Origin of the sequence: Bremerella volcania, assembly GCF_007748115.1 — a bacterium.
Classification (GTDB): Bacteria; Planctomycetota; Planctomycetia; order Pirellulales; family Pirellulaceae; genus Bremerella; species Bremerella volcania.
The window spans coordinates 5,987,858-6,001,880 of sequence record NZ_CP036289.1; the positions used below are offsets into that span (position 1 = coordinate 5,987,858).

General features: G+C 53.2%; 15 protein-coding genes. 2 read left to right on the forward strand and 13 right to left on the reverse strand.

All coding sequences use genetic code 11. The annotated features are described in order from the left end of the window. Window positions 1-53: 53 nt before the first annotated feature. The 3 genes from Pan97_RS23900 to Pan97_RS23910 all read right to left on the reverse strand — a co-directional run bounded on the left by Pan97_RS23900 (window position 54) and on the right by Pan97_RS23910 (window position 3,187). The gene (locus Pan97_RS23900) at window positions 54-530 is read right to left on the reverse strand and encodes a PTS sugar transporter subunit IIA (protein WP_144977066.1); all 477 of its coding nucleotides are present in this window, start codon (window positions 528-530) and stop codon (window positions 54-56) included. 99 nt (window positions 531-629) lie between these two features. Further along, a complete protein-coding gene (hpf, locus tag Pan97_RS23905) occupies window positions 630-971 on the reverse strand; it encodes a ribosome hibernation-promoting factor, HPF/YfiA family (protein WP_196782203.1) in 342 nt (113 codons plus the stop codon). Window positions 972-1,390: 419 nt separating this feature from the next. Continuing rightward, window positions 1,391-3,187, reverse strand: a complete 1,797-nt coding sequence (locus Pan97_RS23910; RefSeq protein WP_144977069.1) for a hypothetical protein — start codon at window positions 3,185-3,187, stop codon at window positions 1,391-1,393. A gap of 530 nt (window positions 3,188-3,717) precedes the next feature. Between Pan97_RS23910 and Pan97_RS23915 the strand changes: the two genes are divergently transcribed. Beyond that, window positions 3,718-5,082: a BBP7 family outer membrane beta-barrel protein gene (locus tag Pan97_RS23915; RefSeq protein ID WP_144977072.1), complete on the forward strand. Its 1,365-nt coding sequence runs from the start codon at window positions 3,718-3,720 to the stop codon at window positions 5,080-5,082. A gap of 138 nt (window positions 5,083-5,220) precedes the next feature. On the opposite strand, the gene Pan97_RS23920 is transcribed toward Pan97_RS23915, so the two are convergent. After that, window positions 5,221-6,126 carry an HDOD domain-containing protein gene (locus tag Pan97_RS23920; protein ID WP_144977075.1) on the reverse strand — a complete coding sequence of 302 codons (906 nt, stop codon included), beginning with the start codon at window positions 6,124-6,126 and terminating at the stop codon, window positions 5,221-5,223. A gap of 376 nt (window positions 6,127-6,502) precedes the next feature. Here Pan97_RS23920 and Pan97_RS23925 point away from each other — a divergent pair, with 376 nt between their 5' ends. Further along, window positions 6,503-6,775 (forward strand): hypothetical protein, encoded by a 273-nt coding sequence (locus Pan97_RS23925; protein WP_144977078.1) that lies wholly within the window; start codon window positions 6,503-6,505, stop codon window positions 6,773-6,775. An 18-nt stretch (window positions 6,776-6,793) separates the two neighbouring features. On the opposite strand, the gene Pan97_RS23930 is transcribed toward Pan97_RS23925, so the two are convergent. From Pan97_RS23930 to Pan97_RS23970, 9 genes are all read right to left on the reverse strand, one after another. After that, on the reverse strand, window positions 6,794-7,456 hold the full coding sequence (locus Pan97_RS23930) for a response regulator transcription factor (RefSeq protein WP_144977081.1): 663 nt from the start codon (window positions 7,454-7,456) through the stop codon (window positions 6,794-6,796). Further along, window positions 7,425-9,350, reverse strand: coding sequence for a PAS domain S-box protein (locus Pan97_RS23935; RefSeq protein WP_144977084.1), 1,926 nt, complete (start codon window positions 9,348-9,350; stop codon window positions 7,425-7,427). The genes Pan97_RS23930 and Pan97_RS23935 overlap by 32 nt, the downstream gene beginning before the upstream one ends. 75 nt (window positions 9,351-9,425) lie before the next feature. After that, window positions 9,426-9,863, reverse strand: a complete 438-nt coding sequence (locus tag Pan97_RS23940) for a response regulator (RefSeq protein ID WP_144977086.1) — start codon at window positions 9,861-9,863, stop codon at window positions 9,426-9,428. 51 nt (window positions 9,864-9,914) lie between these two features. Next, window positions 9,915-10,361, reverse strand: coding sequence for a hypothetical protein (locus Pan97_RS23945; protein ID WP_144977089.1), 447 nt, complete (start codon window positions 10,359-10,361; stop codon window positions 9,915-9,917). Between the two features lie 12 nt (window positions 10,362-10,373). Continuing rightward, a complete protein-coding gene (locus Pan97_RS23950) occupies window positions 10,374-11,432 on the reverse strand; it encodes a DUF1559 domain-containing protein (protein ID WP_144977092.1) in 1,059 nt (352 codons plus the stop codon). Next, window positions 11,432-11,845 carry a hypothetical protein gene (locus tag Pan97_RS23955; protein WP_144977095.1) on the reverse strand — a complete coding sequence of 138 codons (414 nt, stop codon included), beginning with the start codon at window positions 11,843-11,845 and terminating at the stop codon, window positions 11,432-11,434. The genes Pan97_RS23950 and Pan97_RS23955 overlap by 1 nt, the downstream gene beginning before the upstream one ends. Then, window positions 11,842-12,309, reverse strand: coding sequence for a hypothetical protein (locus Pan97_RS23960; protein ID WP_144977098.1), 468 nt, complete (start codon window positions 12,307-12,309; stop codon window positions 11,842-11,844). The genes Pan97_RS23955 and Pan97_RS23960 overlap by 4 nt, the downstream gene beginning before the upstream one ends. Further along, a complete protein-coding gene (locus Pan97_RS23965; RefSeq protein WP_144977102.1) occupies window positions 12,306-12,728 on the reverse strand; it encodes a hypothetical protein in 423 nt (140 codons plus the stop codon). Before Pan97_RS23965 ends, Pan97_RS23960 begins: the two co-directional genes overlap by 4 nt. 2 nt (window positions 12,729-12,730) lie before the next feature. Next, window positions 12,731-13,990, reverse strand: a complete 1,260-nt coding sequence (locus Pan97_RS23970; protein WP_165698945.1) for a type II secretion system F family protein — start codon at window positions 13,988-13,990, stop codon at window positions 12,731-12,733. Window positions 13,991-14,023: the final 33 nt, after the last annotated feature.

The following is a 14,023-nucleotide window of genomic DNA, read 5'->3' on the forward strand; positions in this document are numbered from 1 at the left end:
GATGACCCCGCTTCAAGCCGACTCGACATCTCCGCCAAGGATTGATGCGACTCTTAGCTGCCGAACTGGTTGTTGTCAGCTTCGTCCAGCAGTGTCTTGATGTCTTCAACAGACTTTGACTGCTTCAAAAACTTGCAGAACATGTCATCGCGTAGCTGACGCGAAATGTTTTCCAGGGCTCGCAGGTGGTCACCAGGACGATCCGGAGGAGAAACCAACAGGAAGAACAGGTGCACGGATTCGCCATCCAGGCTGTTAAAGTCGACACCTTCGCTGCTGACACCAACCGTGCCAACCAGCTTCTCGACGCTAGGGTGTTTCGTGTGAGGGACGGCTATTCCACGGCCAATACCGGTGCTGCCGAGCTCTTCGCGTTTGAGGATGGCCTTGATAATGCTATCGGCGCTGTCTTCCATGATGTCGCCAGACGCCACGAGACTTGCCGCCAATTCACGGATGACGGCCTCTTTGTCCTTCGACTCTAATTCCGGCTTGATTGCCTTAACGCTGATAAAATCGGCAAACTTCATTAGCTAGGTTCCTTTTCATGGTGGACCGGGCCGGTAACAAGTCGCTGCAAAGACTCGGTGCCAGATGTCCAGCGTAGTTTCGCCAGTTTGGTCGCTGTTCTATCCCTCGAAGTTCGTTTCGGCATCAGTGGCGGGCTGTCCCTTACCACGATGCGCCTTCAGCTTTTCTTTGTGCTTACGGAGCTGCTGTTCCATCTTGTGGATGGTGCTATCTAAAGCCGCTAGGAGGCTTTCCGCTTTGTCCGTCGCCACAAAGTCTTCCGTCTTCTCGGCCGTGACTCGTAATTCAACCTCTGGTTTATCGGTATGTTCCAGATCGATCGTAACTTCCACCGCAGTGATACGCTCGAACAACCGATTCAACTTAGAAACTTTCTCGGTGATTGTTTCTTGTGAGGCAGGACTCAATTGACCATGGCGCGTTGAAATGTTGACTTGCACGTATGAAATCTCCTGACGGGACGATCCGGCTTAATGGGGCTAAAGCTCGACATATCGGTTAGCTAACCAGACACGACTACGGAGAGGTAGTCCCCGTTTCATCATGGATGCTATAGCGGAAACCACCCAGTTTACAAGCAAGCGATCAGGCTGACAAATGGAGCCACTACCCGTTTCCGTCCAATTTTTAGACGTTTTTCGTAAACCGAGTAGTGCTAAGTGGCATTCCCCGATCATCCGTTCGCCACGAGCAATCCCCCCGAGAAGGCGATAGTTCGACGCAATTTAAGAGAGTTCGCCGCTAATATGATCACAACGGCGGCTTGTAGCTACCTGCGATGAGGTTCCACGAGGCGGCAGATCAAGCTTGAATGGCATAGCCGTAAGAGCTACCTGCCCGATGATTTTTCCTCATTCGGCTATCGTATTTGCCGCTGCGAAAGCTGAAAACGGGCCCAAGTCTGGACAGCTGGCTCGGGATGCCCGAGCAGTGACTTCAGTTGCAGACGCGTCTCACCGGTTAGCTGATCGTCGGAAAACCCACAGATCAGCCGATAGATCAGGGGGCCATGCTCAGGATTCTGCTGCAAAAGCATACGCTTCGTGTTTCCCACCAACGCGGAATCCTGTGCCCATAAGTTCCGGAGTTCCACCAAGTACGAGCCTGGAATTTGGTGACCCTGAAACTGGCTCCAGATTTCTGACCAGGCATCGGTGAGCCCCAATTGGGTGAGCGTCATTGCTGCGGCGAGACGTTCACGGGAAACTTCCGAAGATAGCGTATCGTGAAGAAAGCGAATGGGTTCGCTTGAGGCTTGAACGGTCTCGGCAAGCGTCGAATCCGAACCTTCATGCTGCATTTCATCGAGAACGCTCGTATCGCCACCCCGAACTCCGTGCTTCACATGGGAGATGACCATTTGCCCATGCTCCAGCGGAATGGGGCCGCGACATCCGGGAATCGTCAAATCGACTTTCCCGGAGATTCCTTCAAAATGCACTTCCTGATTCGCAGTAGTGGCAGCAAAGTCGAGCCCACGAGAAACGACCGCCCTCGTGGATAATGCCAGCCGGACTGGGTCGCTGAGAGTTGCAATCTTCACTTGTTGACCAGCAACATCCATCATGAATTCCCGGTCCGATTCCATATCGATGATCAGGGTGCCATATCGCAACTTCGCGAGTCCGTCCTCGCTTAATGACAACTCGGAAAGCTGTCCCACTTCAAACCGAAGCCCTTCGCTAACCATCCGAAGCTGTCCGCCAGTGCTCACGACAACGCGTCCGGCACCGAGTTGCTTCAAGCCTGCCGTTTGCCAAGTTTCACCCAAGAACTCTTGATAAAAACTCCCCTTGGCTTCCTCGATATCCCACGCAAGAGCCTTTGCCGTATTTCGATCAACAGGAATCGGCATATGGAACGCCGTTGTGGCGACTTCCGGGAGTCGAGCAGGGACCGCTTCACGGGGTGATGCCATTTCGATTGGCGTCATCGAATTGGACTGGGAAACCAGCGTGTCGGGTACGATCTGCTTTTTGGGAGTCGGCGAGGTTTCATCGGACGCGGTAGTGACTCGCGATTTGTCTTGCCAGTGCTGGGCAATCATCGCCTCGACCTTATCGCGATTCATCGCTACGTAGGTCACCAATATCAAGACACTGGCAGCTAACGCGAACAGGCGAAACGCTCCTGCAATCCAGCCTGACTCTTCGGACTTGGTCTGAACGGGAACCTCTCGCTCGACCGACGGCGTGCTTGGTGGCGCAGATTGATAAGCCAACGCGGGAAGATCAATTGCGAGTTCGTCACTCGTCGCGGAGATCGCCCCAATGGAACCTGGCAGGATCGCATACAGGCGCTGACGCAAGGTTGGCTCGATTGGAGTCGGCGTCGAGAGCCATTGGGAAATGATCTCATGGCACGACGCAACTTCCGCCAAGAGGCGATCCGACGCGAAGCACTCGTTTTCCAGCTTGACCACTTCTTCGGCCGGTAACGTATAGTCGAGATACCTCGCGACCTTTTCCAAGCAAACCGCTCCGCGTGCCTCAATCGCCAGCGGAACAATCTCGCGCCGTACCGCTCGGTCTTTCAAATGACGAAGCAGCTGAGCCACAAATGGGCTTTGTTCGATCTTCTGAGAGATGAGTTCCGCTTGCTGCTCATTCAACAATCCGTGTTCATGAGCCAGCAGCGTTCGCAATGTCAGACGCATCCGTTCCCCTGAACTTGGCTGGAAGTGGTCATTGTGTCGTTAACTTACGCGATAGCTAACAACCCGACGCATAGTAACTACATGGTAATCGTTTACCCAATAGCGATTTGCGAAGGCACCTTGCCAGCAAGGTCCTCGAAATCAGACTACTTTTTTTCATCCCATTTTTTTGACAAACATCATTTCGAAGCGTATTTCTTAACATTCAGAGTTCTCTTCCCTATCTTCGGGCAGTTTAGCAGCTCCATCGCTCGGTTGAACATGGCTAGCGGTCTAGTGCTAGCGATTAGTACGGTTCTACAACGACCCACCTGCTGAAAAGTTATTTTGCTCTAGAAAACTTGCTATCAATGCCGCTAGCAGCTGTCGATGAATGCTAATGGTCACACGGTTGTGGCCACGTGCGGCACGGTAGCCGCGCGACGCAGGAAGCCAGAGTGTGGAACGGAATCCAGAAACTCCGCATTGTTTGGCAGCTTTGAGGTTCGTCACCTCGACGGGTCCAAAGCAAAGTCGTGGAGCATTTTGTCATGAAGACGTTTCTTTCAGTACCTGGTGCCTTGGCTGGATTGCTAAGCGCCAGCGCTTTGTTCGCCCAGTCCCCTGGCGACATCAATCAATCATCGGCATATCGCCCTGGGGCGACCTACTATGCCGAGCCGAGTGCGCCCGCCAAGTTGTGGTCGCAACCAACCTCGAATGTGAGCTACAAACCCGAAGCCAGTCTCGAACCTATCCAGGGAGACAAGGCTTACATGGACGCCCTCGAAGGTAAGCAAGAAGACCTGGGGCCACCCGCGATGCCCGGAATCGAGCAATCGGTCCTTTCCTCGGGCAACTGCGACTCGGGCGCGTGCTACGGTAGCGACGTTTACGCCGATTGCTGCATGCCTTGCAGCCGTTGGTTCGCCTACGGCGGCGCTTTGATCATGAACCGTGACCTCGAGAAAGAGGTTTGGTTGAGCTACGACGACGCAGACTACGGTCGTCAGGTCATGGGCACGCACGACGCCGGAATGGATTGGGCAGGCGGTTACGAAGTTCGCCTGGGCAAATACACCGGTTGCGGCACTTGGGCTTGGGAAGGTGTATTCTGGGCAATTCGTGATACTACCGAGTTCCAAGTGAACGACACGCAAGTTACCGGCAACTTGAATACCGTCCTGGAAGACGCGTTCCAAGGTCTTTCTTACGACAGTGGCGGTGGTTTGTCGAATATCGAAAACTACTACAACAACGCCTTGAATCACCGACTTCGCCGTACATCGGATTTCTATAACATTGAATTGAACCTGTTCCAAGATCCAACCATGTTCTCTTGCAACTCGGGCTGCAACAGCTTCTCGGTTGGCGTCCTGGGGGGTGTTCGCTACTTCCGATTCGCTGAATCGTTGTCCTTCTCAGCTGACACGGTCGACTACAGCTACACCGGCCAGGTCGACGAAGTGAACTACGATATCGACGTCTCGAACAACCTGATCGGTCCACAGATCGGCTTTATCACCAACATGACGCACGGTTGCTGGAACGTTCACCTGGCTACCAAGCTCGGTATCTATGGAAACATTGTTACGCAAGATTCCGAACTATACGGTTCCAATGGGTACGCCGTTGTCAACAATGTCCTCAGCCCCAACAACGGCCAGGAGTTCAACCTGAGCAGCTCGCGAGGTCGCGTCACCTTCCTGGGTGAATTTGACCTGGGCGTCGACTACAAAGTGTTCAACTGCCTTACGTTCACCGGTGGTTACCGAGCCCTCGCCGTCAGCGGTGTTGGCCTGGCAGCCGACCAGATCCCGCAAAACTTTGAAGACTTCGCCGTTATCAACGACGTGCAAGCTTCAAGCGACGTGATCCTTCATGGTGCTTACCTCGGCGGCGAGTTCGTCTGGTAAGGCAAAACGTTCACGACCTGTTATGCCAAACAGAAAAAAGCCGTTCCTTTGGGAGCGGCTTTTTTTAGTTCTTGCCCTATCTTCTGAGCTTCCTCGCTAGGGGACCACGAGTGATGCGGCGAAGAATTTGTGCGCTGCTTAGGTGGCCGACTTCTGCAGGCTTTGATTATATAGTTCGACAAGCGTGACCGACGGGTTGGCCAGCTTAAGAACCGGAGCGAACTCTTCGTAATCAGCATCGACCTTTTCCAGGGTCTCCGCGATCGATGGGCCGCCCTTCATGACTTTACCGTAGGCCGACTGGAAGCGTTCCAGTTCTTTCCACGACTCATCGGCAGTCGCCGGCAACAATGCCGAGAGGGCAACAGCAACACGGCCTGGGTCTTTTTCGGGAGCGGCCAGGTAATCTTCCAAGTCCAGGTGCGATTCAATCAGTTCCGCAAATGCTTCCGGCAAGCTCCAACCACGAGCGATCACGCCGCCAGCTTCGGCATGGGTCCATCCGAAGGTTTCACGTTCCAGGTCAGAAATACGTGCTTGACCTTCGCTGCGGCCTTCAATCAGCGTACGGTACTTGTCGCCGAGTTCTTTCGCCAGCAGCGGAACGGCCATGTCTTGTAGCAGTGCGGCAGCAAAAAGATCCTCGGCATCTTTCAATCCCAGATGCTTGCCAACAGCCCGGGCAAACAAACCGCGGCGCAGAGAATCTTGCCACAGGCTCTTGAGGTCAAACGGCCCACTCTTTGGGTTGGGCATTAAGCTGAACACGGCACTCCAGAGTGCGAAATTCTTGATCGTACGAATTCCAACGAGCGTAATGGCGAGTTTGACGTTGGAAATCTCTCGCGAGAAGCCGAAATAGGACGAATTGACGAATCGCAATACCTGTCCGGTCAGCCCGGGATCTGCCTCGATTGGTACCGCAAATTCGGCGGGGCCGTTTTCGGGATCCTGAGCGAGCTCCAACAAGCGAATGGCACTTTGCGGCAAAGCTGGCAATTGAGCTCCGGCCAGCAGGTCTTTCAGAGAAGTATTTTGCGTCATCGTGATTCTCATCCCGTCAATTCTGGAAGCGAAAAGTTCCCCCGGTCGCCCTGTTCTGAATGCAGACCGCACGTGAAATAAATAGGTCACGGCACACCTTGGGGCAACTTTCGATTCGCGAAGATTGAGCTTTCACGGAAATCCGCCAGTCTCGCTCACGCATCGCGTTTCCATAACGCAACATCACATCGAGACTGGATGAGGCCAAAACGCCTCAAGAATGATCCATATCGGCACCTCACCTCATGCCATAACCTCTTTTGTAAAAAGGAATTAGCAACTTCCAAAGACTCTTCAAACGGTGATGGCACATTCCCTGCAAAACAGGCTAAGGACAGCATTCTCCTTCTCATGATTTTGCAGAAACGAACTTCCCGTGATTCGCGTGCTTCTCTGGTCTTTTCTCGTGCTCGGGGCAATTTGGATCGCCACATCCATGGTATTGCCAACGTCTGGCCCAGCGGCCCAGAAGGAAGTTACCATCGTCTGGCGGAAAACCGACGAGGGATGGCTGCGAGCCGAGAGTTGGCTCGTGGCGAAAGACTATCTCTACCAGGAACCCAAACCACCGCTTTACCCCATGACGCTCCTGCCGATCATTATCACATTGAGTGTCGGAGCGTTGGTGCTGGGCCAGCCAAGAGACTGAAGTTGGGCTGCGAATGATTTATTCTTCTTCCGTGTCGTCGCCAGAGTCGCTATTCGATTCAATCTCAGCGCGAAGTTCGTCAATCTTCATCGCCAGCCTGGTCAAGTCGGGAATGTTATCGACGTTCATTTTCTTGAAGACGTTGTGCCGACGAGCCTCGACCGTTCGGAGGCTAACGTCCAGCCGATTGGCAATCACTTTGTTTGCCTTGCCGACCATCATCAGTTTCATGACGTCACGTTCACCGGCATTCAGCTTCTCATAGTTTTCCTTGGCTTCGGTCGACTCTCTCGATTCCTGTCGCCAGCGGGCATCCAAGGCGATCGCTTCGTTTACTGCGTCGATGATTTCCTGCTGCTGGCAAGGCTTTTCCAGAAAGGTGATCGCACCATTCCGCATCGCCTTCACGGCAATCTGCATGTTGGCATGAGCCGAAATCAGAATCACGGGAATCCGTTCTCCCATCTCGACCAATTGTTCCTGTAGCTCTAAGCCACTGAGTCCCAACATTCTCATATCGGTCACGACGCAACCAGGGCGGCTGGCATCAAACGCTTGCAAGTACTGTTCGGCGGACGCGAACGTTTCGACTTGAAGGCCGAGGGAACGAATGAGCATCCCTATCGATTCACGTGCCGCTGGGTCGTCGTCAATGACAAACACGGTCGGATTCGTCGGCATAACCAGTTACCTGTTGGAGGGAAGTTGGAAGCGTGAAGAAAAAGATCGTACCGCGTGCGGAGCCCGATTCAACCCAAATCTTGCCCCCATGCGACTCGACAATTGTGCGGCTAATGGATAAGCCCATCCCCATTCCCTTTTCCTTGGTCGATTGAAAAGCCTCGAACACATCGAAGCCTGGAGGGAGGCCTACACCATAATCGCGCACGGAAACCTGAACCATTGGCTCATTCTTAGTCTCAACAAGGCATGTCTTGATCTCGATGATACGTTCAGCGTTGGTGTCGTCAATCGCATCAATCGCATTAGTAATCAAATTAATCAGAACCTGCTCTATCTGAATTCTATCGACAAATACACTGGGCGTCGAAGGATCTATCTCCAGAGAAATCTCGATTGCCTGTTCTTCCAGAAGCGGCGTCAGGAGTGCAATGGAATCGCCAAGCAAATCATTTATCTCGACAGACTCTGCCTTAGGGGCCGTGCGACTCACGAAATTTCGAAGACGGCGAATGATTTCGGCAGCACGCCGGGCTTGCTGGCCAATTCGAGAAACGCACTGCTGCAGACTCGGCTTATCAATCCCATCCGGCGACTTGAGAAGGTTCTCGCAAGTCCCGGCATAGTTCGATATTGCGTACAGCGGTTGATTCACCTCATGAGCGAGCCCGGCGACTAACTCCCCCATCGCCGTCAGTCGCAGAAAATGAGCTAGTTCCGCATTATGTCGTCGGATTTCTTCCTCGGCATTCACCTTTTCCGTGATGTCATGCACGACGCCAACGACATGCGAGTTCTGGCTGTCTGAGACTTGCACCGGAGAGATCGAGATTTCAACCCAGCGAAACTCGTCGTTTTCAGCATGGATCCGGATCGTATCTCGCGCAGACTGCCGGGAATGAATCCCGGCGACAATCAAGCGCAAGCGGGCATCGTATCGCGAATCGCACCGAATCACTTTCAGCCCGATTTGCCCTACCAGTTCGCGACTGCAGCCGACGATCTCGAGAAATGCCTGGTTGCAGTCGACAACTTTGATCTCACCCTTCGAAAGTTGAACAATGAAAATGCCATCTCCCGCCGAAGCAATGGCGCGATCGCGAATACGCATTTCCGTTTCGGCTGCTTTACGCAGCGTGATGTCTTGGAACACGTACTGCGTGGCATTCTGACCGTAGTAGTCAACTGAGGTCGTCATCAACTCGACATCGAGTAGAGTCCCGTCAACTCGACGCAGGACGTATTCGTTCAATTGAGTTGGCGAACGCGTATCAGCATCTCTTCCATCGGCATAGGCCAGGGCCGCAATATCAGGAATATCGAACGTTTCGATCGGCTTTCCTACCACTTCGCTGGTGGAACTTGCCCGCAAACATTTTTGAGCCATTCCATTGGCGAGGACTATTCTTCCTTCACAGGCAACTACGATGGACGTCGGAGAGTGATCGATCAGCGCTCGATAACGCTGCTCGCTATTGCGCAGCGCTTCTTCGGCTTCCATCTTCTCGCGTTGCAGTCGCCACTCCCGAATCGACCGTTTGGCCAGCCGTGGCAGTTCCGCGAAGCCAGCTTCGGACTTGACGACATAGTCGATCGCCCCCCGTTTTAATACGTCAACGGCCGTCTGCTCGTCTCCCTGACTCGTGATGATCATGACCGGATATCGCGCCGCTTTCCCTTGCGGCTCAATCAGATCGGCTCCTAAACCATCAGGCAACGAGAGGTCCACAATCACAAGATCAGGAACAGATTGCTCAATGGTGTCGCGTGCGTCCTTGAGCGAAAAGTGCGTCGAAAGTTCAAAGTCGTCTATTTCTGAACGAAACCCACGCATGATAAGTCTCGCGTGTGCGGGATCGTCTTCAACAATCAACAAACGCAACTTACCTGCCATGACTGTTCCGTAGAAAAAACGGGGATGAGCAATGCCTGACGATTTCGTCGAAGGGGATGGAAGTTGAAATCACCTTCAAGGAGAAGGTGTCTGATTCAACTTTGTCCAATAGGCCCCAACAGAGCGCATCAAGTTGACAAATTGCACGTATTCAATTGGTTTTACCAGATAGCTGTTAGCAAACCTATCCGAAGCTCCTCGGATGTCAGAATCGGCGTCCGACGTCGTAAGAATGACAACCGGGATCTGCTTGAGCACTGGGTCTTGCTTAATTCGGCCAAGCACCGTCAGGCCATCGAACTTGGGGATTCGCAAATCAAGCAACACTAAGTGCGGCAGCTTATTCTTATGCTGAAATTCATTGATTCGGAAAAGATAGGCAAGAGCGGCTTCGCCATCGGTGACGTGATCGATGTCCAGCGACTCGCCAAACTCCCTGAGAGTCCTCATCATCAGTTTCGCATGGGCCGGATTGTCTTCGACCAAGAGAACGCGACTGATATTGCTGACCATCCTATGCCCCTGATTGAGTAAATCACGATCTGTATCCCCGGCAAGCTTCGATCACGATTGCTCGGGATTCTCCTTGAGTGCTTTTACGTATCGTTCGCCGTCTTGTGGGCTTCTGCAGCGGCGTTCGATCAGTATGGTCCCGAACGTCAACAAAATCAACGAGATAAAGATCCAGGCCAAGTCACATAAAGCAGTGAGCGCCGCGGGAACTGCCAGAAACGGCGTGCAAACCGCACCAATAACGCTTCCGAGTATGAAGCCGACGATTGCCCCAGGCCAAAAATATTCTCGTACCCATCCAATCGAGAAACCAACCACGGCACCAGTCAGCACCATCGCCGCGCTCCAGGTAATCCACTGTTCCGTCGCAACCGCCGAGCCATAAATATCGTGCGTTTGAAACGATTGCACGATCGGCATAGCAATACGAGCCAGAATCGCCGAGAACGCGACCAGCAACATCAAAAAGATCAGGGGAAAGGATTGGCCTTTTAGCATGGCGACGTCCGTCTAATACTCGCTGACTCGCAATTGGCCATCAGACCGATGCCCCATCTGGTGATACGGAACCGGTCCGATCGTTTCCGAAATGAAACGCACGCTTCCATCCCCCATCGCTGTGTTGACGCCGCCGGGATGGTAGCTTCCAATGCCACCGACATAGAGGGTCGGATCATTGGGAATCACTCCGAAAACTCTTGCTTGCAAGAGCGGTACATTTTTCCCTTCGAAGTCCATGAAATCGGCTTCGTTCAGGTTCTCTGCCTCGGCAACCTGCTCGCCTTCTTTCTCTTTCTCATCTTCGCCACCGCTGTCGCCAGCAGATATCGCAGTAATGTTGTCGAAAGCCTCACTCGGTTGCATCTCGAGCGTGTTCAACCACGCTGGGTCGGTATAAACATTGGGCAATCCAATCGCCGGACCACTCCTTGGAGCAGCCCCTGTATTACGCAGTGTTGCTCTTGTACCGCTTAGCCAACCTAAATTGCTGGTCGGTGTAATATCTGCTTCCGCAAGAAAAAGGGTAAAGGCAACACCATCATGGAAGTTCGCCGCCGAAAGGGGCTTGTTCAAAATAAAGGCCCCGGTATTTGATTCGCTGATTGGCAATTCACAATGATTGTGAATCCCTACGTAGTGCGACGAACCGACTCGATTGTTCACACGATTGATTGGGCTCGAAGGGCATTCCAACATCTCCAGGCTCAATGCTCTCGGTCCGTTTTGTGCCTTGTCATAAACTCCTTTGCTGAAGTCGATATGATCGTAGGTCGTGATGTCTCCGAGATAGGGGAGAGTGGCCGAGATCCAGTTGTGATGGTACCCTTTCGGAACATTCCGAATGGGGCTCGTATCGTTGATCGAGCCGGCCGGAAAGTGCTGATTGGCGGACTCGTAGTTGTGCAGAGCCAACACCAACTGAGCAAGATGATTCATGCATTGCATCCGACGCGCGGCCTCGCGTGCCTGTTGCACGGCGGGAAGCAATAGGGCAATCAATACCCCAATGATGGCAATAACAACTAGCAATTCGACCAGCGTAAATCCGCGGAAAGTTCTCGCGTTCATTAACTTTGCTCCGACATAGGGAGTGAAATGGTCCATGTTCTTCGATCGCGAATTGTCGCTGCGGGGTCGTCGCCAAGCTCGACGACGACTTCCACATTGCGAAAGTTCGGATCGGTGTTTGATTCGATCTTGACGATGACCTGGGCCGCCTTACGCAGGCCGCTGTCCTTTTTTTCAATCTGCCACGATTCACCGTCATATTTCGGTTGAGATGCTAAACGCGACTTTGCTAGTTCAATCGCCGCCTCGAACAGCAAGTCGACTTGCTGCTGACTCACGCCATTGGACGCATGCCGTGACTGGGCAGTGACCTGCATCAAGGATGCGGTAGCGATTAACACGGCCCCTACCATGGCCACTAACACGAACACACTGACAAATCCACGTGGCTTGCATGATTGTTGTTGTTTCACGGTCGCCTCCCGATGGTTTGCTCGATGACATATTCTTCCGAAGATGGCATCCCCTGGTTCGCTTCGATCAACATGCGGACTTGACCTGGGTCGTCATGAGAAACAACCACTCGCGACTTAGGCAACCGGTAGCCCTCTCTTGGACTCTGATCCGACTGCTGATTGGTTCGCGTTCGTTCGACAAGTCCGTCCTTGCTCACGTATGAGACCGACGCGTCTGACAGTTGGATGACCAGCGTTTGCTCATCGGGCAGTTCAACATCAGCGGCATCTCGCAGGTCTCGACGAAGTTGTGTTTCCAATCGCGTAACTCCTCTTTGCAGATCAAGCCAATCCTGAGCCTGGCGAGCATTCAACTGACTTTGATGCAAGAGCTTAATCGCCAGAGTGGCGATGATCCCTCCGATAACAATGATCACCAGCGTTTCGATCAGGCTGGTCCCTTTGGGGCGTCGCGATCTCATGACTGCTCCTCCGCGGCTTCCTCGGGCGTCTGCTCGAATCGCCAGGTGACCAGCGAGTACTGAGGCAAGTGCGAAGACTTCGGTTTCCACTTGAGGACAATCTGCTTTCCGGTAGTTGGCTTCGAGATCGCATTGAGTTCGACTTGAATCGTACCTTGAGGCAGTCCTTGCTGCTGCTCCAACCGTCGAGCCCAGCCAACGATCGTCTCTTCGGTGACTTCGTCCTGATCGGCCGCAACGACGCGCTGGGCAAGATTGCTCAACGTTTGCTCGGCTACCAGCTTTTGTTTGGCAAGCCCAATCCGAGCCGACTGAACCACTTGAATGGACAACACCACCGACAACATGGCAGCCAAGACCGAAAGTGCGACGACGCACTCGATCACGGAGATTCCAAGTTTATTGACGTTTCGGGGCATGATTAGTTCACCGGCGAATAAAGTGACAAGTTAGTCACCAGGTTTATAATGGGAAGAAAAATCCCAATCGCAGCGAATAGTACCGGCAGGGCGGCCAACAAGACGAGAATTGGTAACGCTATTTTCATTGCCGGCGCCATGCGTTGCAAATGTCGACGACGCTTACCAATCGAAATCTCTTTGAGGGCCCATGCCAGGTTGCCGGCGTCCTGAGCCGAACTGGCCAAAGCCGCTTCACCTCGATTCAATATCCCCTCTTTGCGGAGCGACTCGATCCAATCGGCGCCGGCTTGTTGCTGTCGACAGACATGCCGAGCAGCTCTACGGATTCTTCCGGCAGGAAACCTGGCTCGTGCAACCTCCAATGCACTTTGCACTGGCAAGTCAGCAGCAACAACTACCGACAGGACGTTTAAGAATCGACACTCGTTCAGCGGTCCGTGAACCCAACGCAACCCCCAAGGCAATTCGCTGAAAACGCCACACTGCACCATCACCATTAGTATGAATAGCAAAAAGGCAATGGGTATGATGAAATATAAACACCACAAAATTATGTCCGCCGACCACTCACTCCAGGCCCACAACGCAGGAAAACCGCTGGCCCCCAAATCGAAATCATCGATGATCATCGCCAACACAGGCTTGATTTTGATCTCGGTGAATGTCAGCAATGCTAACTGAAAAAACCCAACCAGGACGACCGTAATCAGGCCGCCAAGGAATAAGTCGAGATTGCCGTAGTTGGTCGTGTCGTCACGAACAAATTCCTTGGAATGCTTGTTGATTGCGTCGACATTTCCCATCGTGCGTCCCAGTTCGAGCATCATGACCGTCTCGGCTGGCAGAAACACGCGAGCAACCCGAGCCGCATCCACCAGCGACATACCAGCACCGAGAGCCTTGGCAAACCGATCCGCTTTCCGCTCCTGGAGCCCAGTCGCCTCTTGCCGATACGCGACGGCGCTGGCAACCGGTGGTATTCCTTTCTCCATACCGGCAATCACGATCGAAACCAGGCTACGGTTTTCCATAACGCGGTAACGCTGCATGCCGATACCAAAGAGAACGAAGGAAACGACAGGGATGAGAACGACAGCCACAAACCCCGAGACGCCGATCCACCAACCTACTCCCCCAATACAGATGATCATCCACGCCGTCAGACGGAGCGCACGACGCAGCAAAGTGGACTCTTCATGGGTTGTGTTATCCCACTGATTCGCCAGAACGAGCAGCACGATGCCCAATAGGACGGCCATCCAGAGATTCTGCAAGTGGTAGAGAAGATCCAT

Coding starts and splice junctions, on each gene's coding strand:
- Pan97_RS23900 (WP_144977066.1), bottom strand. CDS start 530: ATGAAGTTTGCCGATTTTATCAGCGTTAAGGCAATCAAGCCGGAATTA.
- Pan97_RS23910 (WP_144977069.1), bottom strand. CDS start 3,187: ATGCGTCTGACATTGCGAACGCTGCTGGCTCATGAACACGGATTGTTG.
- Pan97_RS23915 (WP_144977072.1), top strand. CDS start 3,718: ATGAAGACGTTTCTTTCAGTACCTGGTGCCTTGGCTGGATTGCTAAGC.
- Pan97_RS23920 (WP_144977075.1), bottom strand. CDS start 6,126: ATGACGCAAAATACTTCTCTGAAAGACCTGCTGGCCGGAGCTCAATTG.
- Pan97_RS23930 (WP_144977081.1), bottom strand. CDS start 7,456: ATGCCGACGAATCCGACCGTGTTTGTCATTGACGACGACCCAGCGGCA.
- Pan97_RS23935 (WP_144977084.1), bottom strand. CDS start 9,350: ATGGCAGGTAAGTTGCGTTTGTTGATTGTTGAAGACGATCCCGCACAC.
- Pan97_RS23940 (WP_144977086.1), bottom strand. CDS start 9,863: ATGGTCAGCAATATCAGTCGCGTTCTCTTGGTCGAAGACAATCCGGCC.
- Pan97_RS23945 (WP_144977089.1), bottom strand. CDS start 10,361: ATGCTAAAAGGCCAATCCTTTCCCCTGATCTTTTTGATGTTGCTGGTC.
- Pan97_RS23950 (WP_144977092.1), bottom strand. CDS start 11,432: ATGAACGCGAGAACTTTCCGCGGATTTACGCTGGTCGAATTGCTAGTT.
- Pan97_RS23960 (WP_144977098.1), bottom strand. CDS start 12,309: ATGAGATCGCGACGCCCCAAAGGGACCAGCCTGATCGAAACGCTGGTG.
- Pan97_RS23965 (WP_144977102.1), bottom strand. CDS start 12,728: ATGCCCCGAAACGTCAATAAACTTGGAATCTCCGTGATCGAGTGCGTC.
- Pan97_RS23970 (WP_165698945.1), bottom strand. CDS start 13,990: ATGGCCGTCCTATTGGGCATCGTGCTGCTCGTTCTGGCGAATCAGTGG.